The sequence below is a fragment of the Pectobacterium odoriferum genome (assembly GCF_009931295.1).
Taxonomy (GTDB): Bacteria; Pseudomonadota; Gammaproteobacteria; order Enterobacterales; family Enterobacteriaceae; genus Pectobacterium; species Pectobacterium odoriferum.
This window is the reverse complement of the sequence record NZ_CP034938.1, coordinates 2117447-2140413: the sequence shown is the minus strand read 5'-3', so window position 1 is coordinate 2140413 and position 22967 is coordinate 2117447. Positions and strand designations below refer to the sequence as shown.

Below are 22967 nucleotides of genomic sequence, written 5' to 3'. Positions count from 1 at the left end.
GCGGTTACAGGCACCGTATATTACCCCATTGACACAGCGGTGAGAGTAAAAGGCCAGAGGAAGTTGACTCCCCCATCGGGTTTTTAGGGTTATTCATTGGCGAACCACGTTATTCGCGAATTAAACTTGCGGGTGAATCAAACAATACTCATCCCAGTATCAAACCCTTCTCTGGCAGCAACCAATGCGTTACTGGTTTTCACCGCACCGCCAATTACCACCGTGTGATGAGCGCCCCCCCTTAATTCCTCGATCAATGCTGTCGCTGGCGTATACCCCAATGCAATGACCACCGTATCAGCTTGCAGCGCATACTGACCACGTTCATTTTCCACCCTAACTTCAGTTTCAGTAATTTCCATTACACGCGTGTTCAGACAAGATGCCACGTCATAGTCGTTGAGTAATGCCTGAAGATGGACTTTACTCACGCCATCCAGCTCGATCAGCAGCTTATCGCGCAGTTCCACGAGGGTGACCTCTTTCTGCTGCATGGCAAGATGCGCGGCAGTTTCACCGCCGACCTCACCACCACCAGCGACGACAACACGTTGCCCAACCGTTACATTTCCCAACAGGACATCCTCAGCCAACACCACATGAGGCCGGTGAATTCCCTTAATCGGCGGCAGCGAAGGGTTACCTCCGGTAGCAACAATCACCACATCAGGTTCACCTTGCTCCACCAGCGTTTTAGTCAGCGTGGTATTGCAGAGGACTTGCACATCGTGTTTCGCCAGCTCTCGGACAAGCCAGCCGGTATACGTTGCCAACTCTCCCTTGCCCGGCGGAAAAGCCGCAGAACGGAACTGCCCGCCCAATGAGGCATTTTTCTCGAATAGCGTAACGTGATGCCCACGTAGCGCAGCGCTACGTGCCGCTTCCATCCCCGCTGGGCCGCCTCCCGCGATATACACGCGTTTAGGTTCATCCACCTTGCTGTAATCCAACTCACCTTCTCGCCCGAGGGAAGGATTAACCAAACAGGTAAACGGCGCGCCGTGATACAGGCTTCCCGTGCACCCCTGCATACAGCCGATGCAATAGCGGATGGACGCTAAATCGCCCGCTTTAGCCTTATTCGGCAAATGCGGATCTGCCAGCGACCCACGGCCCATAGCAATAAAATCCGCTTTTCCCATCGCCAGAATAGTATCCGCCATGCGCGGATCGTTGATTCGGTTCACCGTGATAACCGGAATCTGCACCAACTGCTTAATCTCTTCTGCCAGCGATACCGTCCAGGCATGGCCGACATACATGGGTGATACTGTACCGTACTTGTTGCGATCGCCGTAAGCACCTACGGACACATTCAGTGCATCAACACCCCACTTTTCAAGCAGTTGCGCCAACACACGCGCCTCGGAGATATCCCTCCCACCGACCACGCCTTCATCGGCAGAAAAACGCACGGTGATAGGAAAGTCCGCACCGACCTGCTGTCGAACTGCCTGATAGACCTCCTGCAAGAAACGAACGCGATTATCAAAATGACCGCCATATTGATCGATACGCTTGTTAGCATACGGCGAAAGAAATTCCGCAATCAGATAGCCATGCCCGGCATGAATTTCCACACCGTCGAAACCAGCCAGCTTAACCCTGCGCGCGCAGTTACCGAAATCCTGCACGAGCTGCTGAATCTCGCTAATCGTCAATGCTCTGGGTATTTCCTGCAACCATGGACAGGGAATGGCAGAGGGCGCAACAGGCTGCATGCCACCATTGACACGTGAAGAACTTTGTCTGCCAGCATGGTAGATCTGCGCGAAGATTTTACTTTCGTATTGATGGATGGTGTCGGTCAGTTTTTTATGGCTGGAGATTTGCTCGTCATTCCAAAGCCCGGCAATAAACTGGTATCCCATAGCATGTTCATTGATGGCATAGTCTTCCGTGAAAATCAGCCCCCACCCGCCTTTCGCTTTCTCTTCATGGTAAGCGATATATTTATCACTGGCCGTTCCATCACGATGACAATAATTTGCCACCATAGCGGGGACGACAAGCCGGTTAGGAATAACACACTGATTTATTTTATAAGGGTGAAACAGTTTCTTAAACATGGTTTACCTCTCTCACGACATTTTTATGTGAATGAAATTCATTTCAATTTATTTCTTAAATTTTAAATTCAGCATCCAAATAGACTACAAATATAATGCAATACATACCGAGCATTAGAATTTATTTTAAAAGATTACACTGAATAGCAAATACCATTCAATAAAAGTTGAGCAAAAGATCACGAAAATAAAAAACATCACAAAATAAAAACACGACAACCCATCGAAAATGGATGTTAATGTAAATAACAATTAATTTTGTGTTATTGTTTCGTTCGGGTTGCTTCTACATACTGGCAACATAATAGACACACACATCAACACTATATTTATATTCCGTAAAATAATGATATTATATTAATAATATATACCCGTAATCATTGAAGATGCTTGATTTTATGTGACGAGAAGATCAAGCTCATCCACTATGAAAATATTTATTACCGACGAACAGAAAGCCGAACTTGAGCACCTTCATGACACCACTCGTGATGGCCGTGTTCGTGACTGTATTAAAGCCATCCTTCTTGCCTCAGAAGGCTGGACCTCTGCGCCTGCACGAAACGACGCGTCTGAATATACTGGGCACGCTGAATCTGAGCGATATTGGCAGCACGGTTATTCACGATGACAAAACGATTAATGACTACAACACTGCTCGTTTTTTCATTGAAATGCGAAAACATCACTCCGATTACCGACAAAAATCCATATGATACTGTACGCAAGTTATCACCGAACCCAATTGATTAAGGGTTGTGCCTTTGTAGTGAGATAGACCTTCGCTATTTACCGCCTTACAGTCCGTAATCTGAGCGCAATAGAACGCTTATGGAAAGTGATGAACGGACATGTGTGGAATAATCAATTTTTTAAAAACACTCGTGACGTTCGCAATGCAATATTCAATCTTTATCAACCACATTGCCAGAAATCGCAGACTCACTGACGTCTGGAATTCACGCTCGTTTTCAGGTACTCAAACCTGCATCTTGAGGTTTATTGGGTATATAATAATTAATACTCTATATAATTCGATTTTCAGGATGGCGGCAAGCAAAGGAATCCCGATGAATTTACGCAAGCGAGTGATTCAAACCAATATGCATGCAACTTGAAGTTGGCGAATATAGCACCGATAAAGAAATATTAAGAAATACAGGGCATAGCCTATTGGGTTACCATTATTTCAATTTACCGAGACCATTATGGGAAACGTTTATCAGATCGCGCTGGCAGAAAAAGCCGAGCAGAAACGCACACTGTCATTTGAATTTTCGCTTCACGACGATTTATTCAAAATATTGGAAAAAATCGATGGCAAGATGGACATGACGCCGGAACAGACTCAGGCTTTTCTGGTAGGCTTGAAGCTATTTAGTGAAGTGATGATGCAGAAAAGAAAACATCCGCCGTTTAAGGAATTTGCTGCCCCGTTCAGAGAATTTATGCTTAATCTCAAGAAGCAGTGATCCACACAGAGTCACGCAGCAAAAATGATGCTCCCCGCGCCGTGAAAACACCAGCGTGGGGAGCGTGACGTCTTACTCTGCCAGATCGAAGCGATCTGCATTCATCACTTTCACCCAGGCAGCAACAAAGTCATTCACAAACTTCTCTTTGCTGTCGTCCTGTGCGTAAACCTCAGCGTAGGCGCGCAGAATAGAATTGGAGCCAAAGACCAGATCCAGACGCGTCGCGGTCCATTTGACTTCACCCGTTTTACGATCGCGGATTTCATACAGGTCTTTACGGTACGGCTTCCACGTGTATTTCATATCGGTCAGGTTGACGAAGAAATCATTCGTCAGCGCCCCTTCACGATTCGTAAATACGCCGTGTTTGGTGCCGCCGTAGTTGGTCCCCAGTACACGCAGGCCGCCAACCAACACCGTCATCTCTTTCGCCGTCAGCCCCATCAGTTGGGTACGATCGAGCATCAGCTCTTCCACGCTCACGGCATAGTCTTTCTTCAACCAGTTACGGTAGCCATCATGGATAGGTTCTAGGACGTCAAAAGACTCTGCATCGGTCAGGGCATCGGTGGTGTCGCCACGTCCCGGTGCAAAAGGCACGGTCACCTGTACGCCAGCCGCTTTTGCTGCTTTCTCAATCCCCACATTGCCTGCCAGCACAATGGTATCGGCCACGCTGGCTCCCGTTGCGGCGGCAATACTTTCCAGAACGACTAACACACGCGCCAGACGCTCAGGTTCATTCCCTACCCAGTCTTTCTGCGGGGCAAGGCGAATACGCGCGCCGTTGGCACCGCCACGCATATCAGAGCCACGGAACGTACGGGCGCTGTCCCAGGCGGTTGCGACCAGTTCACTGATGGAAAGGCTACTTTCTGCAATGCGTGCTTTGACCACATCAACATCATAGTCGGTACGGCCAGCCGGAACCGGATCCTGCCACAGCAAATCTTCCTGCGGCACATCTGGGCCGATGTAACGCGCTTTTGGCCCCATATCGCGGTGCGTCAGCTTGAACCACGCCCGGGCAAACACTTCGGAGAAGTAGGCCTGATCCTGATAGAAACGCTCGGAAATCTTGCGATATTCCGGGTCAACTTTCAGCGCCATATCGGCATCGGTCATCATCGGGTTGTAGCGGATAGTCGGGTCTTCAACATCAACCGGCTTGTCTTCTTCTTTAATGCTGACGGGTTCCCACTGCGATGCACCGGCTGGGCTCTTTCTCAGTTCCCATTCGTGATTCAACAGCATGTGGAAGAAGCCGTTATCCCACTGCGTCGGATGCGTGGTCCAGGCCCCTTCCAGCCCGCTGGTGACGGTATAGCGCCCTTTGCCCGATCCCGTTGGGTTATGCCAGCCGAGACCTTGCTCTTCCACATCCGCACTTTCTGGTGCCGCACCCAGCAGGCTGGCATCGCCATTACCGTGAGTTTTACCCACCGTGTGCCCGCCCGCCGTCAGCGCAACGGTTTCTTCATCATTCATCGCCATACGGGAGAACGTCACGCGCATATCTTGTGCGGTACGCAACGGATCGGGATTGCCATCAACGCCTTCTGGGTTAACGTAAATCAGCCCCATCTGTACGGCCGCCAGCGGGTTTTCCAGCGAGGTACGATCGTCGCTGCCATAACGCCCTGTGCTCTTCGCCAGCCACTCTTTTTCCGAGCCCCAGTAGGTATCTTTTTCCGGGTGCCAGATGTCTTCACGACCAAAGGCGAAGCCGAATGTTTTCAGCCCCATGGATTCATACGCGATATTGCCCGCCAGAATAATCAGGTCCGCCCAACTGAGCTTATTGCCGTATTTTCTTTTGATTGGCCACAGTAAACGGCGCGCTTTATCGAGACTGACGTTATCCGGCCAGGAGTTAAGCGGGGCGAAGCGCTGGTTACCGGTTCCGCCGCCGCCGCGACCGTCAGTGGTACGGTAGGAGCCCGCCGAGTGCCAGGCCATACGAATCATCAGGCCGCCATAGTGACCCCAGTCCGCTGGCCACCACTCCTGGCTATCGGTCATCAGTGCATGCAGATCTTTTTTGAGGGCATCGACATCAAGGGTTTTGAGGGCGTCGCGGTAGCTGAAATCGCTGCCTAACGGATTGGTCTTGGTATCATGCTGATGAAGAATGTCGAGATTGAGGGCATTTGGCCACCAGTCGGTGTTTGATGAGCCAGTAGAAGTATTTCCGCCGTGCATAACCGGACACTTGCCGGCTGGTTTCGTTTTATTCTCGTCCATCGTTATCTCCCAGTATGTTGCATTGCCTTAATCGCTGTGCAAGAAGGTGGGGTCGTTCTCCGATAGCCTTGCCTTATGGCAGCGGATCACGTCATCGATTCCTTCTTCTTGATGCAAGACAGTGCCAGAGTCTCCCTATAATTTATAATTGTATATGCTAACTTCTGCGATAGCTTAACCTGATGAAAAGCGGCTCAATCGCACATTTTTCCTATCTGCATCAATAATCTCACCGATAGAACAGCGTGAGATAATGAGCCTGCTTGTCATGGATAGTGCTAATCGTTTAAGAATCGAGATACTGGGGGCGACCACGGTGTGAGGCATCCCTGCGGGAGCCTCATCATCGTGTTTCCCCCTAAATCCATGCTTAAGTAACCAGTATTAACTTGTAATAGAGACGTTTTCAGGGAACTCGCGGGTATTTCGCTCCACCCAACAACTACAGCGACGGCGAACGGAGTATGAACTGAGTAATTTCGGCTCGTTTCCCTAAGCGGATCGGAAAACCGTTCCACAGGCCCGCACCATTGCTCACGTACAGATGCATGCCATCCACATCATAGCTGCCGGACACATAGCCTTCATTCGCCAGTTGCGTCACCCAATGCATACCCAGCACCTGGCCGCCGTGCGTATGGCCAGAGAGTTGTAAATCCGCCCCGGCACGCGCATTCTCTTTCGCCCCCGTTGGCCGATGGCTGAGCAGAACGACGGCGGTATCCGGCGAAATCCCGCTGAGCGCAGCAGCGGTATCTGGCAGCAGTTGTTGAAAATCAGCGGCGGTACGATCGGTGATCCCTGCCAGCACAAACGCGGCATTATCGCGACCAATCGATACATTTTCATTGAGCAACATGCGTAAGCCCAGCGCATTCAGTCGCTGCACCCATTGCGTATATTCCACGTAATATTCATGGTTGCCCACGATGGCAAACACGCCGTGTGGCGCGGTCAGGTTACGCAGCGGTTCCATATCATCGTGACGGGCACTGACGGTGCCGTCGGCCAGATCGCCAGTAATCACCGTCAGATCGGGCTTAAGCGCGTTGGTTTTTGCCACCACCGCTTCCATCCAGGGGCGCTGTAACAGGCGGCTGGCATGTAAATCCGTTAGCTGCACCAGTCGGAAACCATCCAGCGCGGGCGGCAGTTGCTTCAACTCGACTTCTACCGTGCGCACTTCCGGAACACGCACCGCTTCCCAAACGCCAATCGCCGCCAGCCCCATCGCCACAACGGCCATTCCACCACGCAGCGCCATATTGTTCAGCAGAACCTGTCCAACCGAACGGGATAGCAGACGCCCTACGATGCCGAGCAGATCGACGGCCAATAGCAGGAACGCAGATATCAGCAGCGCGCCAAACGCCCATCCCAAAAACATCAGGACAAACGCGGGCACTTCCGGCGACGCCATCGTGCCAAAAAAGGTGCGCGTAATCAGATGGTGCTGCGAAGCCAGCAGCACTAACACCGCCAGCATGCGCTTTACGGGCACACCGACACGCAAGCGCCAGACCAGACGCCAGATAACATAGAGGGCGATGAGCCCAGTAATGACATGAAACACGGCTGTTTTTCTCTCTTTATCGGTGATGTCGGTATATTGACGCGTAAATTTTACACCATGACGCACACATTGCAGATCAACGCGGTAGAGGTGTTGTGTTGCCACAAGGTGGAGATTAACATGGCGCAATTCCATGCTGTACACATCATTGACCAGAATGAAGCCTGCTCGCTGGCGGCAGGTTGTGCATCATTTTGATTAACCAAGGACATTTATGTTCGATTACACCGACTTTCCCGAGCAACGGCAAGCCAAAATCAGGCAGATCCTCAGCGAGGAAGGCAAGGTCGTCTGCGCCCAGCTCTCACGTGAATTGAACGTATCCGAGCACACCATACGGCGTGATCTGAAGGAACTGTCACAATCCGGTGCCTGCAAGCGCGTTTACGGCGGTGCGGTCAGTATGCCGCCAGAGGTGATTGATTTTGCCAGCCGAGCCACTATCGATGCCGCCCAGAAAGATCGTATTGCTCAGGCCGTCATCCCGCTGATAAAGCCCAACAGCTGCGTCTTCTTTGACACCGGCACCACCAACCTGGCGGTGGCGAAACAGATCCCAGCAGGTCTGAAGTTTACCGCCGTGTGTAATTCGCCCATCATCGCGGCAGAGCTGATGCAGTATCCGGACGTAGAAGTGATTTTCCTTGGCGGAAGGATTCAAAAAGAGGTCGGCGGCGCGATCGGCATTGATACGCTCAGGCAGCTAGAGAAGATGTATTTCGATCAATGCCTGTTAGGTGGCTGTGCCTTTGATGCCAATGAAGGCCTAACCGTTTTTGAATACGATGATGCCGAATTCAAAAAATGTCTGGTGACCCGCAGCAGCGAAGTGATCGTTGCTCTGACCGCCAATAAGATCTCCGCACTAACGCGCTATCGCGTGGCGGCATGTGATGAAATCACCACGCTGGTAACCGATGATGAAATCTCTTCTGCCTGCCAGAGCGTATTAAGCGAAAAAAATCTGGATGTGATTATTGCCCGATAATGCGACGGTAGTCCCAGCGGCTGCCGGTTCACTTCATGCAGTTCACTTCATGAAAGCATCAGCTTTATCGTTTTCAATACCCCATCATCGTCATTGCTGCGGGCAATAAAATTCGCTGCCGCTTTGGTTTCCTCAAACGCATTGCGCATCGCAAAGCTGTAAGCCGTACGGCTCATTAGCTCAATATCATTGTAACCATCGCCGAACACCATTGCTTCATCGGAGGTAATCGCCAATTTATCCTGAAGGATTTCTACGGTGTGTCCTTTGTGTACACCAACGTTGGCAATGTCGATCCAAGCCGCTGACGATCAACAGCGCAGCAATAATTCTCATCGCATTCGGCTAAACATTCGACACTTGAAAGAGGATGATAAACAAAGCGCTTGCCACCAACGTCGGAGCCGTCCATAATAGCGCCCATTCCAAACGCTGGAATGAAGAAAAGCATTCTAATCAAAACGTTACTGATTAAGATGTTATCTACTGTACGACCGTAGCTCAGTTGGTTAGAGCACCACCTTGACATGGTGGGGGTCGGTGGTTCGAGTCCACTCGGTCGTACCAATTCATGTTCTGCAATATTACCCTACGCACGTAGGTTAATGAATGTGAATTGAAATTTTCCCCTTACTCGTATCCTGTTAAATTCATCAAAATCCATTCGAATTTAGTGTACTTACATCTATTTGAGCCCAAATTCAGCGCTGAATTCTAATCAATAACGACAATTCAGCTATCGATACATGGGCGAGTATGCCAAGCATGGCTGCACACATTTCCCAGCAATCGGACACGTATCGCCCTACCCCCGTCCAGCCAGTAAGATCTTAAGACCATCAGCAAACAAGGTCTTGACGTCATCAGACTGCTGGGAACATCCCCACACGCAGCCACTTCCACGCTCACGATACAGGATGGAGGCTTTTTTGGCGATGTGCATACGATTGGCCAGCGCCTGTGCCTTGTGCCTTGTGCCTTGTGCCTTGTGCCTTGTGCCTTGTGCCTTGTGCCTTGTGCCCCTCATTTCAAACACCTTTTTTGTCTTATAACAATAGTTACATGCCAACACATATTGATGTCATTCATAATCAAAAAACTTGACGAAATAGATGATAATCATCATTATAAAGACCAGATCATTTTCTGTAAGAGATGATAAACCATGGCTGGCTGCCTATTTGTCGAAAGAGCATCTTGAAAACATCGCTGGTGACTGGCGCATCTTCCGGCATCGGGGAGGCTTCCGCCCGCAAACGCCTCTCCGCAGGTTACACTGTCTACGGTACCAGTCTGCGGGGTGCCCAGGCTGGGCAACAGCCGTTTCCACTGCTAGTACTCGACGTCACCGACGAGGCTTCTGTCGAATCTGCCGTCAATGAATTGTTACAGCGGGAAGGACATATCGACCTGCTGGTGAATAATGCTGGCTTCGACGTTTCTCCAGCAGCCGCAGAGGAAAGCTCCATCGAACAAGCGAAAGCAATCTTCGATACTAATTTTCTGGGAACCGTTCGTATGATCCGCGCCGTTGCACCACATATGCGCCGTCAGGGCAGCGGCCGTATCATTAATATCGGTTCGAACCTCGGCATCGTGCCCATGCCTTATGTGGTACTTTATGCGGCCAGTAAACATGCAATAGAGGGCTATTCGGAAGCACTGGATCATGAGTTACACACCTATGGTATCCGGGTTTCGGTCATTGAACCGGCTGACACCAGAACGCAATTCGAAGCTAACAACCTCCAGCCAGATGCCAGTTAGAGGAATACGAACAAATCCGTGCAAACCTGGCTAACGTTGTCGCTCAGGCAATGATGACCGCAGATGAACCCGCCGTTGTGGCAAACATCGTGCTTCATGCCGCTCAAGACAAACAACCCAGACTGCGCTATACCGCAGGTAAAGCGGCAAAAAAATTGCAATTTCTTCGCCGATTCGCACTCGCCAGTGTAATGGAGTCAGGGATCCGCAAGAACCTGCAACTTGATGTGAAGAAGTCTTCGTAAATTAATGCATACCAGTCATACCGACTGGTTTGAGCCCAGACAGGCTATATTTCCTTTGCTGGGTAGATGCACGGCATAACCCAACGAATGTGAATTGGAGAAAAAAATGACGTTCAAAGCACTGCTTGCTACCAAAACTGGCGATGTGGCCTCAACCCATCTCGTCAACGTCAAAGATGAAGATCTCATGCCTGGCGATGTTACCGTCGCCGTTGAGTATTCTACAGTAAATTACAAGGATGCCTTGGCCGTCACTGGACGCAGCCCCATCATCCGTCATTACCCGCTCATTCCTGGCATCGATTTCGCCGGTATTGTCGAGCGCTCAAGCTATCCGGGCATTGCCGTTGGCGACCGTGTGCTGGTCAACGGTTGGGGATTGAGCCAAACCCACCACGGCGGCTTTGCACAGAAAGCACAAGTGCCCGGCGACTGGTTGATCAAGATCCCCGACGTATTTTCGACCAAAGATGCCATGGCCATCGGTACTGCTGGTTATACCGCAGCGCTATCCGTGCTGGCACTGGAACACGGCGGTCTGACGCCCGAACGCGGCGACATTCTGGTGACGGGTGCCAATGGCGGCGCAGGCTCGATAGCCATCGCGCTGCTCTCCGATCTGGGCTACCGCGTGGTCGCTTCCACCGGGCGTCCTGAGGAAGCGGATTACCTGCACAGCCTTGGCGCCGCCGAAATCATTGATCGCAGCACGCTATCTGAGCCTGGTACACCAATCGGCAAAGAACGCTGGGCTGGCGTCATCGATTCAGTCGGCAGCCATACTCTGGCCAATGCTTTAGCACAAACCCAGTATCGTGGGGTAGTCACTGCCTTTGGTCTGGCTCAGGGTACGGATTTGCCTGCGTCCGTATTCCCCTTCATTCTGCGTAACGTCACCCTTGCAGGTATTGATTCGGTCAACGCGCCCCAGTCCGCGCGTTTGCAGGCGTGGGCGCGTCTTGCCCGCGATCTGAATCTGGACAAACTGGCGCATACCACGCAGGTGATCGGTCTGGCCGATGTGCCCGTCATCGCCGAACGCGTACTGGAAGGCAAGGTGCGTGGGCGCACCGTTGTGGACGTGAACGCATGAGTATTCACACCGCCTCTCGCAGCTTTCGCTATCTGTCTATCCTGTCGGCACTGCTGTTCTTTGCGCTGGCTGCGATCTGGTTATTCACTCCCGCAACGCTACTCGCCAACTGGGGCGTTGCCTTCGATGGCGGTGTCGAAGGTCTGATCGGCCGCCGTGCTGCACCGCTATATGCCGGTATTGGGGTCATGCTTTTCGCCCTGAGAAATGCGCCGCCTTCGGCAGGACGTACAGCAGCAATAGCGGGATTCATCACAGCCTGCCTGCTGCTGGCGTTGCTGGGTGCTGTGGAGTGGGCCGCAGGACGAGTTAATGCGGGCATCCTGTCGGCAATTGTGGTCGAAATCGTTCTGCCGCTGGCCTTTGTGCTTGCTATTCGTGCGGAACGGAAAGGTCCGTCGCGCCGTTAGGCACGGCTGCAACCTAGTAGGGAGGCGTCGGCGGCGTTATCCCTACTTCAAACGTTATTCCCCCCTCAACAGGCAAAGGACTATATCATCATGAAGGCATTTTTCATCAATCGCTACAAGGACACGGGTCAGGTTGGTCAACTGCCCGACCCCGAGGTCGGGCACAATGACGTATTGGTGCAGGTACACGCCGCCAGTATCAACCTGCTGGACGCCAAGATCCGTAAAGGCGAATTCAAACTTATTCTACCGTATCGCCTCCCACTGGTATTGGGTAATGATCTGGCCGGTGTGGTCGTGCGCGTCGGACGTAATGTTCGTCAGTTCAAGGCAGGTGACGACGTTTATGCACGTCCCCCAGAGGATCGTATCGGCAGCTTTGCCGAGCTGATTGCCGTGAAAGAGGGCGCGCTGGCCCTCAAGCCAACTAACCTCGACATGGAACAAGCGGCCTCCATCCCGCTAGTTGCCCTGACGGCCTGGCAGGTGCTGGTCGAGACCGCACAGTTGAAGCAAGGTCAAAAGGTGCTGATTCATGCAGGTTCGGGCGGCGTAGGCACTATCGCCATCCAGCTTGCTAAGCACCTCGGGGCATTTGTCGCGACCACCACCAGCACCAGCAATGTCGAATGGGTGAGAAATCTGGGTGCTGATGTTGTGATCGACTATAAAACACAGGCGTTCGAAAACGAGCTGAAGGACTACGATGTCGTCCTCAACAGTCTGGGCAACGACGTACTCGAAAAATCACTTCAGGTGCTCAAGCCCGGCGGTCGGCTTATTTCTATCTCTGGACCACCAACCCCCGCCTTCGCCGAGCAGCAAGGGCTATCCTGGTTCCTGAAGCAGGTAATGCGTCTGTTGAGCCGACGTATCCGCAAAAAAGCCGACAAACACGGCGTGCGCTATGACTTCGTTTTCATGCGCGCAAACGGCAACCAGCTACGGGAAATCACTGCACTGATCGAATCCGGTGCAATCAAACCCGTCATCGATCGTACTTTCCCATTGGCATCGACCGCAGAGGCACTGGCTTATGCCGAGCAGGGAAGATCAAAAGGCAAAGTCACCATCAGTATTCGATAGCTCGCAGCTGCTGAATAGAGGAAGACGTTTCACTCACGGGAACACGGTGATGTGCTGGTGTGATACCCAATGTGCCCTTAGATGGCTCTGATCGGACAGACCAACGGAGGCCGCTACATCGGCGGCACCGCGGGCCGACGTGAACAGTTGTTTCGCGGCATTCAGGTGCACAACATTAAGACAGGCGTGGAAAGGAAGGCGATAAGCCGCACTAAACCATTGATTCAATCGAACGAGGCTAAGCACGCCAGCAAATCCTGCTCATCACGTCAGAAAGCGCGAAATTTCCACATGCCCATAGGTAACATCCAAATAACCTACAGATAACTTAGGGCGCGAAGATTCCTCCGCAACGCGCCTTCACGCACTTTTATTCTAGCGAATGATGCACCTAAATGATAAATTAACTCGCTGATTTTAGTCAGTTAAAAACTGTTAGCAGACGGATTCTGCCTCGCAACAAAGATAAAAATAATCACATCAGGAATGTAAATGAAACCATTCATTAAAGTTACAATGCCTTTACTTGCACTTTCCACCGCATTTTCGTCTCATGCCGCAGAGACCATCCCACCAACGGCCGTATCCGATCTTTACATTAAGACTCTGGTCAACCATGACGATCAGGCTATTCGTCAGCTAAATGATTACCTTCGGCCCGATCGTCTGCGTTCAGGCCGAAGTGCCGACTATGCAAACGCGGCTGAACTGAAAGAAGCCGATAAAGCCTTTCCTGGTGAAATAGCCGAAATGGCGCAGGCCTTGTTTCCAGAACCGCTTAGAGAAGGACTCCGAGCGCCTCTGGAAAGCTTGATGACGACCGTGCAGCAGGCCAGACAAAAATCCGAATGCAAATCCCTGTCAGCTGGCGAGCCGGAAAAGGACAGTAACGGCATACTGACCACTCAGGTGACATTTGAGTGCGTTTTGGTGAAAACGAATGAAACCTGGGCGGAAGGTGTGCAGCGGCTGGCAAAAAGCAATTGCAGCGCCTCACAGTGCAGCAGTGAACTGAAAAAACTACAGGATGCATACTCAGCGCCCGTCAGTTTTACCTATCAGGGAACCTTTTCACTGAGCAAAGTGCCTCAAGATAAAGACAAGGCATGGCGCAATGATTTCGCCAGCGAGACGTTTGACGAAATGCTAAGCCAGTTCTGAGCCTGAGACCTCCAGCCCCTTTGGGGTAGAGGTTCCATCGTTTAAGACACGTAAATCGTTTTTTTTCGGCGGGCGACAGTCCGCCGTTAACGACCAGCGGCCTACTGGCCGCGCGTTTCCAGATACAGCACCGTGGCGGCAACGCGGGAGCGCACATTGAGCTTGCGCAGCATGTTGCGGATATGCACTTTTACCGTCTCTTCTGAGATATACAGCACGCCAGCAATTTGTTTGTTGGACAACCCTGAAGCCACTTCCTGAAGTACATCCAATTCTCGCTCCGTCAATACGGTAAAAGGCGACGGCGTATCTTGTATGGCAATACGGTGACGCAACACGTCGCGCACCTGCTCGCTGAAAGCATCACCGTTGCGAATGGCCTCCAATAAGTGTTCTGGGGCGCTGTCTTTAAGCAGATAGCCATCGGCCCCCGCATCCATCAGCGTATAAATATCGCTGGGTGCATCAGAAACCGTCAGCACAATAACACGAGCGCAGATCCCATCACGCCGCAGCGCGTGAAGCGTATCCAACCCGCTTAATCCTTTCATGTTGAGATCGAGCAAGATGATATCAGGAGAATCCCGATTCGCGAGGCTTAACGCCTCCATGCCGTTGCTGGCTTCCCCAATCACGTCAAAGATGGCGTCAGTTGCCAGTAACTGACGGATTCCCCGGCGCATAAGCGGATGATCGTCAACGATCAGCACGCGATAAGATGGTTTTTCTGACATGCCCAGCCCCAATGTAATATGGATCTTATTATTTTTTATTTATGAATTATTCTGGATAAAAATCGTTCGTGTTGTCGCGTTCACGCACGGTCGTCGGCGTCGAAAAACAGACGCTAACCTGCGTCCCCCCTTCAGGGTGGAGGCCAATAGATAACTTTCCTCCTAACCGTTCGGCACGCTCCTGCATAATATTTAAACCATAATGTCCTGCGGGTTCCTCCTGATTGATAATGCCGCAGCCGTCATCACGAATATCAACACAGTAACGCCCATCTGGCTGCGTACGACAGTTGACGGTAATCGTCGTCGCCTGCGCGTGTTTAATGGCGTTCAGCACCGCTTCACGGATGATTTGCAGCAAGTGAACCTGCTGTGATGCATCCAGCGCCTGCGTAGGAATACGGCAATCGATCTCAATCGTCGCTGGCGTCTGCGCTCTTAGCGGCTCAATCATCTCCTGCATCGCCGCTGGCAAATCAGCCTGTTGCAGCGTCAGCCGGAAGGTTCCCAGCAGCTCCCTCAATTGGCGATAAGCATCGCTTAACGCCTGTTCAAAATCTGTGATGATCTGCCGAGCCTGCGCATTTTCTTCCGATACTGCACGCTTTAATAACGTCAGTTGGATATTCAGATAAGACAGCACCTGAGCCAGTGAGTCATGCAGTTCACGCGCGATGGTGGCGCGCTCTTCCATCAGTAACAGCTGCTGGTAGTGCTTCTGCGCCTGATTGAAATAGAGCCCGCGACCCAGCATATTAGCGACACTTTCCATCAACTGCGCCGACGGCTGCTGCGCTGATGCCTGCCACCGCAGTTGTCCAAACTCGACCTCTTGCAAACGGATCGGCAATACCTGCCACGCGATCTGCTCATCCGGCTGGCCTTCACATAACCGCCAGTTCTCCCCTACCCGCATTTCCAGACAAACGACCGTTTCATAGCGTCGAACAATTTGCAGAATCTGCTGAAAGCAATGCCTGTCGATCGTGCTGACATTCATCGCCTGAGAGCAGTTATACAGCACCTTCAGCATGCGGTTCACTTCCTGCAAGCGCAGCGTTTTCTGCCGAACCTTATCTTCCAGAGAGCGATAGAGCTTTTGCAGTTCGTCAGTCATGCTACTGAAGGTTTGCGCCAGTAATCCCAGTTCGTTAGGCAGATTGACGTCCAGCCGCGAATGGGTAAAACGCCCTTTCTCGATGGACGAACAGGCCGCCATCAGCTTATTCAACGGCACGACCACCTGACGACGGATGCGGCGCAGCGTAAAGAAGATCAGTATATAGATAGTGATCGAGCCAATTATTGATGTCACAACGACTATCATCATCTTGCGTTCAGAATAGTGCTGCAACGCCAGCACAAAGCGATCGATCTGCGTGACATAGCGAACAATATTGTCCTGATACCACACCCGATCCCCCGCGCTCAGGCGCTCATCCATTGTTTTCCAACTCTGCAACAGCGCGGCATAACGATCGCGCACATCGCGCGGTACATACCAGCGATCCAACAGGTGAAAAACCGGGGAATCCAGCGTTTGTGCATAGAGGCGGCGATGCGCTTCTAACGCGGCACGATCGCCCTGTAGGTCATACCCCATGCGATAGCTTTGCATACGCATCGATCCGGCAACGTTGATCGCTTCCGCATCGCGTAAACCGCTGGCTAACGTCAACAGCGCAATACCCGTCGTCAGAAATGAAAGCAGCGCGATATAAAAAAACGCGCGCGCCAGACTGGTAGAAACAGGACGTTTGACCACCATGACGAATAATCTCCTTTGGCGTCATACCTACTCAAAATAAGTAGATCAAGCATTCAGCGTACTATCACGATCCCCACTGGCACAGGCAAGCCAATGAGACGCGAATCCCACATAAGCTTGATCCGGCACCACCATTTACCTCTAAAGGGTGATTATCGCATACAGCCTAAGAGGAATAGTGTAACCCCTACAAAAACAGCGTGTTTCTATTGGATATTTCATTGCGTGCCAGAGCGAAAAACTGCCATGACTAACCTCTCCCGGCGTTCCCTACTGACTGGTGGCCTACAGCGGGCAGACAACACGCTGCGTCCGCCGTGGAGCGGTGTGGAAAGCCATTTCCTGAGCCAGTGCACTCGCTGCAACGTCTGCGTTGATGCCTGCGGCGCGGGGATTATCCAGCGTGGTTCAGGCGGTTTTCCCACTGTCGATTTCCAATGCGGTGAATGCACATTCTGCTACGACTGCGCTCGCGCGTGTCCACAAGCGCTGTTCGCGGAGAGTCACACCTCGCCGTGGGAATACCACCTGACGATCCAGGATGCCTGTTTATCACTGCATCAGGTGGAATGCCGCAGCTGTCAGGATGCGTGTGAAACAGGCGCGATACGATTCCGCCCCACCATTGGGCGCGTGGCTGCACCGTCCATCGACGACGACGCCTGTACCACCTGCGGTGCCTGCATTGCCGGCTGCCCTATCGGCGCCATATCGATGAAAAAAATCACAGCGGGATATCACACCGCGCCAGCGCGTCTGCCGACGCAACAGGAAAACCGATGAGCACAGTCTGGCATGTTTGCAGTGTAGTGGTTCACGTCAACACGGCGCAGATGGCAGCCGTTGGCGAGGCGTTAGCGACGCAACCCAATCTAGAAGTAGGTGCCAGCGATAGCGATACCGGAAAAATGGTCGTGGTACTGGAGTCAGATTCAGAAGACACGCTGTTAAAACAAATAGCGTCAATACGCGAGCTTACAGGCGTACTGGCGGTTTCGCTGGTTTATCACCAGCTTGATGAACCGTCTTTTGATGAACAATCTTTTGCTTTCGATGAACAACCTCTTGATCAACAAGCTCAGGGTGAGGAAATACTATGAAACTCAGTCGACGACACTTTATGAAGGCGAACGCGGTCGCAGCGGCAGCCGCGGTCGCAGGCATCACCATACCCACCGCGGTTCGTGCCGTGACCGAACAGTCGGATGCTATCCACTGGGATAAAGCGCCTTGCCGCTTCTGTGGCGTTGGGTGCGGTGTGTTGGTAGGGACGCAAAACGGCCGCATCGTCGCCAGTCAGGGCGATCCCGAAGCGCCGGTTAACCGTGGATTAAACTGCATCAAGGGCTATTTCCTGCCAAAAATTATGTACGGACAGGATCGCCTGACCCAGCCTTTGCTGCGTATGCGTGACGGTAAATTCGATAAAGAAGGCGAATTTACCCCAATCTCCTGGGATCAGGCATTTGACATCATGGCGGAGAAATTCAAAACCGCACTGAAGGAGAAAGGCCCCAACGCGATAGGCATGTTTGGCTCTGGGCAATCAACCATCTGGGAAGGCTATGCTGCCGCAAAATTGTTCAAAGCGGGCTTCCGCTCCAACAATATTGATCCCAACGCGCGCCACTGTATGGCATCGGCGGTCGTCGGCTTTATGCGTACCTTCGGTATGGATGAACCGATGGGCTGCTACGACGATATCGAGCAGACCGATGCGTTTGTCCTGTGGGGTTCCAACATGGCGGAGATGCACCCAATTCTCTGGTCGCGCATCACCGACCGCCGCCTATCGAACAGCAATGTCACGGTCGCCGTGCTGTCCACCTACCAGCACCGCAGTTTTGAGCTGGCGGACAACGGCATGGTGTTTACGCCGCAAACCGATCTGGCCATTCTCAACTACATCGCCAACTACATTATTCAAAACAATGCGGTGAACGAGGCTTTCTTTACCCGCCACGTCAACCTGCGCCGAGGCGTGACCGATATCGGTTATGGCCTACGTCCGACGCATCCGTTGGAAAAAGCGGCGAAAAATCCGGGTTCCGATGCGTCTGAGCCGATGAGTTTTGAAGAGTACAAAGCCTTTGTCGCTGACTACACGCTGGAAAAAACGGTCGCGCTCAGCGGCGTTCCCGCCGATCAGTTAGAAGCGCTGGCAAAACTCTATGCCGATCCGAAGAAAAAAGTGATCTCCTACTGGACGATGGGCTTTAACCAGCACACGCGCGGCGTCTGGGCGAACAATCTGGTTTATAACATCCACCTGCTGACGGGCAAGATCTCTCAGCCAGGCTGCGGGCCATTCTCGTTAACCGGGCAACCTTCTGCCTGCGGCACCGCGCGTGAAGTCGGCACCTTCGCCCACCGCCTGCCAGCGGACATGGTGGTGACCAACGAAAAACACCGCGCGATGGCGGAAAAGCTGTGGCAGTTACCAACAGGCACAATTCCTGAAAAGATCGGTTTACACGCCGTCGCACAGGATCGAGCGCTGAAGGACGGTACGCTGAATGCCTATTGGGTAATGTGTAACAACAACATGCAAGCCGGCCCGAACATCAATCAGGAGCGTATGCCGGGCTGGCGCGATCCGCGTAACTTCATCGTCGTTTCCGACCCCTACCCAACGATCAGCGCTTTGTCCGCTGACCTCATTTTGCCTACCGCAATGTGGGTGGAAAAAGAAGGTGCCTACGGCAACGCCGAGCGTCGGACGCAGTTCTGGCGTCAGCAGGTTAAAGCGCCGGGCGAGTCAAAATCGGATCTGTGGCAGGTGGTGAGCTTTGCCAAGCGCTTCGCCATCGAGGAAGTGTGGCCGGAAGCACTTCTGGCGCAGAAACCGGCCTACCGCGGCAAGACGCTGTACGACGTGCTGTTTGCGAACGATGTCACCACGCGCTTCCCGCTCAGCGAATTAGCGGAAAACCAGTTGAACGATGAATCTCGCGACTTCGGTTTTTACCTGCAAAAAGGCCTGTTTGAAGAATACGCCGCGTTTGGCCGCGGGCACGGTCACGACCTGGCACCATTCGATACCTACCACAAGGTTCGCGGACTGCGCTGGCCGGTCGTTGACGGTAAGGAAACACAGTGGCGCTACAGCGAAGGGCACGATCCTTACGTCAAAGCGGGAGAAGCCTACCGTTTCTACGGCAAACCGGATGGCAAGGCGGTTATTTTTGCGCTGCCGTACGAGCCTGCGGCAGAAGCGCCGGACGACGAATACGATCTCTGGCTTTCCACCGGCCGCGTATTGGAGCACTGGCACACCGGCAGCATGACACGTCGCGTACCGGAATTGCACCGCGCCTTCCCCGAGGCCGTGCTGTTTATGCACCCACAGGATGCCAAAGCACGCGATTTACGTCGCGGCGAGAAAGTCCGCATTATCTCGCGCCGTGGTGAAGTCGTCTCGATTGTTGAGACACGCGGTCGTAATAAGCCACCGCGTGGGCTGGTCTATATGCCGTTCTTCGATGCCGCACAGATGACCAACGTCCTGACGCTGGATGCGACCGATCCGCTGTCGAAAGAAGCGGACTTTAAGAAGTGTGCCGTCAAGCTGGCTAAGGTGTAACGCGCATGGCACGCCCGGAGAATTCATCACCCGCTCGCCGTCGCTTTCTGCGTGACGCCGTCCGTGCCGTTGCGGGTTTATCCGCCGCGGTGACGGTTCTCGGCATTCAGCAGCGACGCGCTCAGGCAGACGTACTCCGGCTGCGGCCGCCGGGTGCGCTGTCTGAGGCGGCGTTTTCCGGTGCCTGCATACGCTGTGGCCAATGTGTTCAGGCCTGCCCGTACGACACGCTGAAGCTGGCAACGCTGGTCTCCGGCTCCGCAGCGGGTAGCCCTTACTTTGTCGCACGCGATATCCCGTGTGAGATGTGTGAGGACATTCCCTGCGTGATCGCCTGCCCCAGCGGTGCATTACAGCCGTTGGACGCTATTGATGACGCCCGCATGGGATTAGCAGTGCTGCTCGATCAGGAAAACTGTCTGAACTACCAGGGGTTACGCTGCGATGTCTGCTATCGCGTCTGCCCCCTCATCGATAGCGCCATCACGCTGGAACCAGAGCGCAATGCCCGAACCGGAAAACATGCCCGTTTTCTGCCGACGGTGCATAGCGATGTCTGTACCGGCTGTGGCAAATGTGAAAAAGCCTGTGTGCTGGAACAGCCAGCGATAAAGATCTTGCCGCGCGCGCTGGCAAAAGGCGAACTCGGACATCACTACCGTTTCAGTTGGCTGGAGGCACGCGATGGCAAATCGTAAGCAAGACGCCGGACGAGAAGCTCGGGCGAAAAAAGGCTGGTGGCGTAGCCACCGCTGGCTGGTATTGCGTCGGCTGACACAGTTTCTGGTGCTGCTCATGTTCCTCAGTGGCCCGCTGTTAGGCTTCTGGATCCTGCGTGGTAACTACAGCGCCAGCCGCTTGCTCGACACCGTACCACTTAGCGATCCGCTGATGGTGCTACAAAGTTTGGCTAGCGGTCATCTGCCTGCCGCCCTCGCGCTGGTCGGTGCGCTGATTATCGCGCTGAGCTATGCGCTGGCAGGCAAGCGCCTGTTCTGTAGCTGGGTCTGCCCCGTGAATCCGCTCACCGATTTAGCCGCCTGGCTGCGTCGCCGTTTCGGCATCACCGCCTCGGCAACGCTCCCTCGCAATCTGCGCTATCTGCTGCTGATTATGATCGTGGCAGGGAGTGCGCTGACGGGCGGGCTACTGTGGGAATGGGTCAATCCGGTTTCACTGATGGGTCGCGGGCTGATTTTCGGGTTTGGTGCAGGTATCTGGCTACTGCTGGCGCTATTTCTGTTTGATTTGTTGGTCGTGGAACACGGCTGGTGCGGACACCTTTGTCCAACGGGCGCGCTGTATGGCGCGCTTGGCAGCAAAGGCGCACTGGTTGTGGATGCCACCGAGCGTGAACGCTGTACGCGCTGTATGGACTGCTTTCATGTCTGTCCAGAGCCACAGGTACTTCGCGCGCCCTTGCTCGATAAACACAGTCCGGCACAGGTTACTGACCGAGACTGCATAACATGCGGACGCTGTATTGATGTCTGCGCTGAAGACGTTTTTAAAATAACCCTTAGATGGAAACCGGGAGCAAAGTCATGAAAAGCCTGAGAATGGGATGGTTTCGCTGGATCACCGCCCTGGCGATAATGGGCAGTGCAATCGCTACTGCACAGGTGGATTTAAGCCAATCGCCAGAAGTCGCCGCGACACAGCCGGGAAATAGCCGGATGCCGAAGCAGCAGGAGCGTATGGCGCTCAACTATGTCAACCAGCCACCGATGATCCCGCATAGCGTGGATGGCTATCAGGTCACCCCGACCTTTAACCGTTGCCTACAGTGCCACGGCGTGGAGAGCTATCGTTCCACCAGCGCCCCCCGCGTCAGCCCAACCCATTTTGTCGACAGAGACGGCAACGTGCTGAGCAATGTCGCACCTGCACGCCATTTCTGCCTGCAATGCCACGTGCCGCAAGCGGACAGTTCGCCGATTACCGGTAACACGTTCGCCCCTTCTAAAGGCTTTGGACAGTGAGGTTTGCTATGAAACAACCAGGAAAAGTGGGACGGTTGTTACGCCAGCTGTGGCAATGGTGGCGTCGTCCGAGTCGGCTGGCGCTGGGAACATTGCTCATTATCGGCTTCGCGGGCGGTATTTTCTTTCTGGCGACATCCCAGAAAGGCATGGAAATGAGCAACAGCGAAGCGTTCTGCATCAGTTGTCATGAAATGCGCAATACCGTCTATCAGGAATATATGGAAACCGCGCACTACAGCAACCGCAGCGGCGTACGCGCCACCTGCCCGGACTGCCACGTTCCGCATGAGTTTGTGCCGAAAATGGTGCGTAAGATTCAGGCCAGTAAAGAGCTGTACGGCAAGATAATGGGCACGATTGATACGCCACAAAAATTTGAAGCACACCGGCTGACGATGGCGCAGAGCGAATGGCGGCGCATGAAAAATAACAATTCTCAGGAATGCCGCAACTGCCACAACGTTGACTACATGGACTTCTCAGGGCAAAAAACAGTCGCGGCGGAAAAACACAGCGAAGCGATAAAACTCGGTCAAACCTGTATCGATTGCCACAAAGGCATCGCACACAAACTGCCGGACATGCACGGCGTCAAAAGCGGGTTATAACCCGCCCCTCTTCGTCACACTCGGGACGGCGTATGCCGTCCTCAACACAAGCGGAAGCATCCGCCCTTCCCAATTCTGTCTATCGTATTCTTATAAATACCGTTAGGGTTTCGTGCGCAATAAGTAGTGCGATCTTCTGCAACTCGCGTCGCACGCGCCCGACGCGGGGCGGCTCAAT

Annotated in this window: 20 protein-coding genes, 1 tRNA gene and 3 pseudogenes; 16 read left to right on the top strand and 8 right to left on the bottom strand. The window is 53.0% G+C overall.

Translation table 11 applies throughout. The features are described 5' to 3' along the window. Nucleotides 1-137: 137 nt before the first annotated feature. Nucleotides 138-2069, bottom strand: a complete 1932-nt coding sequence (locus EO763_RS09545) for an oxidoreductase (RefSeq protein WP_161528798.1) — start codon at nucleotides 2067-2069, stop codon at nucleotides 138-140. A gap of 427 nt (nucleotides 2070-2496) precedes the next feature. Between EO763_RS09545 and EO763_RS09540 the strand changes: the two are divergent. Together EO763_RS09540 and EO763_RS09535 are read left to right on the top strand one after the other, a co-directional pair. After that, nucleotides 2497-3065, top strand: a pseudogene (locus EO763_RS09540) (transposase). Nucleotides 3066-3277: 212 nt separating this feature from the next. Then, complete coding sequence (locus EO763_RS09535; protein WP_161528797.1) at nucleotides 3278-3541, top strand: DUF3861 domain-containing protein; 264 nt, start codon at nucleotides 3278-3280, stop codon at nucleotides 3539-3541. Nucleotides 3542-3613: 72 nt separating this feature from the next. Here the strand turns inward: EO763_RS09535 and katG are convergent, their stop codons facing one another. Together katG and EO763_RS09525 are read right to left on the bottom strand one after the other, a co-directional pair. Continuing rightward, nucleotides 3614-5788 carry a catalase/peroxidase HPI gene (gene katG / locus EO763_RS09530; protein WP_161528796.1) on the bottom strand — a complete coding sequence of 725 codons (2175 nt, stop codon included), beginning with the start codon at nucleotides 5786-5788 and terminating at the stop codon, nucleotides 3614-3616. Nucleotides 5789-6230: 442 nt separating this feature from the next. Beyond that, a complete protein-coding gene (locus EO763_RS09525) occupies nucleotides 6231-7496 on the bottom strand; it encodes a metallophosphoesterase (protein WP_161528795.1) in 1266 nt (421 codons plus the stop codon). A 79-nt stretch (nucleotides 7497-7575) separates the two neighbouring features. Between EO763_RS09525 and EO763_RS09520 the strand changes: the two genes are divergently transcribed. Beyond that, nucleotides 7576-8349, top strand: coding sequence for a DeoR/GlpR family DNA-binding transcription regulator (locus tag EO763_RS09520; protein WP_161528794.1), 774 nt, complete (start codon nucleotides 7576-7578; stop codon nucleotides 8347-8349). A 47-nt stretch (nucleotides 8350-8396) separates the two neighbouring features. Here the strand turns inward: EO763_RS09520 and EO763_RS09515 are convergent. Further along, a pseudogene (locus EO763_RS09515) lies at nucleotides 8397-8660 on the bottom strand (HAD family hydrolase); the annotation flags it as partial. 179 nt (nucleotides 8661-8839) lie between these two features. On the opposite strand from EO763_RS09515, the gene EO763_RS09510 reads away from it, so the two are divergent. Next, nucleotides 8840-8916: transfer RNA gene (locus tag EO763_RS09510), tRNA-Val, on the top strand. Between the two features lie 238 nt (nucleotides 8917-9154). Here the strand turns inward: EO763_RS09510 and EO763_RS23270 are convergent. Further along, complete coding sequence (locus EO763_RS23270; protein ID WP_167521823.1) at nucleotides 9155-9376, bottom strand: hypothetical protein; 222 nt, start codon at nucleotides 9374-9376, stop codon at nucleotides 9155-9157. Between the two features lie 128 nt (nucleotides 9377-9504). On the opposite strand from EO763_RS23270, the pseudogene EO763_RS09505 reads away from it, so the two are divergent. The 4 genes and pseudogenes from EO763_RS09505 to EO763_RS09490 all read left to right on the top strand — a co-directional run bounded on the left by EO763_RS09505 (nucleotide 9505) and on the right by EO763_RS09490 (nucleotide 12950). Then, nucleotides 9505-10361: pseudogene (locus tag EO763_RS09505) on the top strand (oxidoreductase). Nucleotides 10362-10467: 106 nt separating this feature from the next. Further along, a complete protein-coding gene (gene acuI, locus EO763_RS09500) occupies nucleotides 10468-11454 on the top strand; it encodes an acrylyl-CoA reductase (NADPH) (protein ID WP_161528793.1) in 987 nt (328 codons plus the stop codon). Further along, the gene (locus EO763_RS09495) at nucleotides 11451-11864 is read left to right on the top strand and encodes a hypothetical protein (protein WP_167521837.1); all 414 of its coding nucleotides are present in this window, start codon (nucleotides 11451-11453) and stop codon (nucleotides 11862-11864) included. Before acuI ends, EO763_RS09495 begins: the two co-directional genes overlap by 4 nt. 90 nt (nucleotides 11865-11954) lie before the next feature. Continuing rightward, nucleotides 11955-12950, top strand: a complete 996-nt coding sequence (locus EO763_RS09490) for an NADP-dependent oxidoreductase (RefSeq protein ID WP_161528792.1) — start codon at nucleotides 11955-11957, stop codon at nucleotides 12948-12950. Between the two features lie 33 nt (nucleotides 12951-12983). Here EO763_RS09490 and EO763_RS09485 read toward each other — a convergent pair whose 3' ends face one another. Beyond that, nucleotides 12984-13196, bottom strand: coding sequence for a helix-turn-helix domain-containing protein (locus tag EO763_RS09485; protein ID WP_072014072.1), 213 nt, complete (start codon nucleotides 13194-13196; stop codon nucleotides 12984-12986). Nucleotides 13197-13442: 246 nt separating this feature from the next. Here EO763_RS09485 and EO763_RS09480 point away from each other — a divergent pair, with 246 nt between their 5' ends. Then, nucleotides 13443-14111, top strand: a complete 669-nt coding sequence (locus tag EO763_RS09480; RefSeq protein WP_161528791.1) for a hypothetical protein — start codon at nucleotides 13443-13445, stop codon at nucleotides 14109-14111. Nucleotides 14112-14212: 101 nt separating this feature from the next. On the opposite strand, the gene narP is transcribed toward EO763_RS09480, so the two are convergent. Together narP and narQ are read right to left on the bottom strand one after the other, a co-directional pair. Next, on the bottom strand, nucleotides 14213-14845 hold the full coding sequence (gene narP, locus EO763_RS09475; protein ID WP_044205064.1) for a nitrate/nitrite response regulator protein NarP: 633 nt from the start codon (nucleotides 14843-14845) through the stop codon (nucleotides 14213-14215). A gap of 46 nt (nucleotides 14846-14891) precedes the next feature. Further along, a complete protein-coding gene (narQ, locus tag EO763_RS09470; protein ID WP_244322070.1) occupies nucleotides 14892-16613 on the bottom strand; it encodes a nitrate/nitrite two-component system sensor histidine kinase NarQ in 1722 nt (573 codons plus the stop codon). A gap of 246 nt (nucleotides 16614-16859) precedes the next feature. Here narQ and napF point away from each other — a divergent pair, with 246 nt between their 5' ends. From napF to napC, 7 genes are read left to right on the top strand one after another with little or no spacing between them, the layout of a single operon-like run. Further along, the gene (gene napF, locus EO763_RS09465; protein ID WP_161528790.1) at nucleotides 16860-17396 is read left to right on the top strand and encodes a ferredoxin-type protein NapF; all 537 of its coding nucleotides are present in this window, start codon (nucleotides 16860-16862) and stop codon (nucleotides 17394-17396) included. After that, complete coding sequence (gene napD, locus EO763_RS09460; protein ID WP_039359411.1) at nucleotides 17393-17713, top strand: chaperone NapD; 321 nt, start codon at nucleotides 17393-17395, stop codon at nucleotides 17711-17713. The genes napF and napD overlap by 4 nt, the downstream gene beginning before the upstream one ends. Continuing rightward, complete coding sequence (gene napA / locus EO763_RS09455) at nucleotides 17710-20196, top strand: nitrate reductase catalytic subunit NapA (RefSeq protein WP_039489141.1); 2487 nt, start codon at nucleotides 17710-17712, stop codon at nucleotides 20194-20196. Before napD ends, napA begins: the two co-directional genes overlap by 4 nt. 5 nt (nucleotides 20197-20201) lie before the next feature. Then, a complete protein-coding gene (gene napG, locus EO763_RS09450; RefSeq protein WP_161528789.1) occupies nucleotides 20202-20894 on the top strand; it encodes a ferredoxin-type protein NapG in 693 nt (230 codons plus the stop codon). Then, nucleotides 20881-21744: a quinol dehydrogenase ferredoxin subunit NapH gene (napH, locus tag EO763_RS09445; protein ID WP_161528788.1), complete on the top strand. Its 864-nt coding sequence runs from the start codon at nucleotides 20881-20883 to the stop codon at nucleotides 21742-21744. The genes napG and napH overlap by 14 nt, the downstream gene beginning before the upstream one ends. After that, a complete protein-coding gene (gene napB, locus EO763_RS09440; RefSeq protein ID WP_161528787.1) occupies nucleotides 21741-22178 on the top strand; it encodes a nitrate reductase cytochrome c-type subunit in 438 nt (145 codons plus the stop codon). Before napH ends, napB begins: the two co-directional genes overlap by 4 nt. Nucleotides 22179-22186: 8 nt before the next feature. Then, nucleotides 22187-22789: a cytochrome c-type protein NapC gene (gene napC / locus EO763_RS09435; protein WP_039481125.1), complete on the top strand. Its 603-nt coding sequence runs from the start codon at nucleotides 22187-22189 to the stop codon at nucleotides 22787-22789. Nucleotides 22790-22967: the final 178 nt, after the last annotated feature.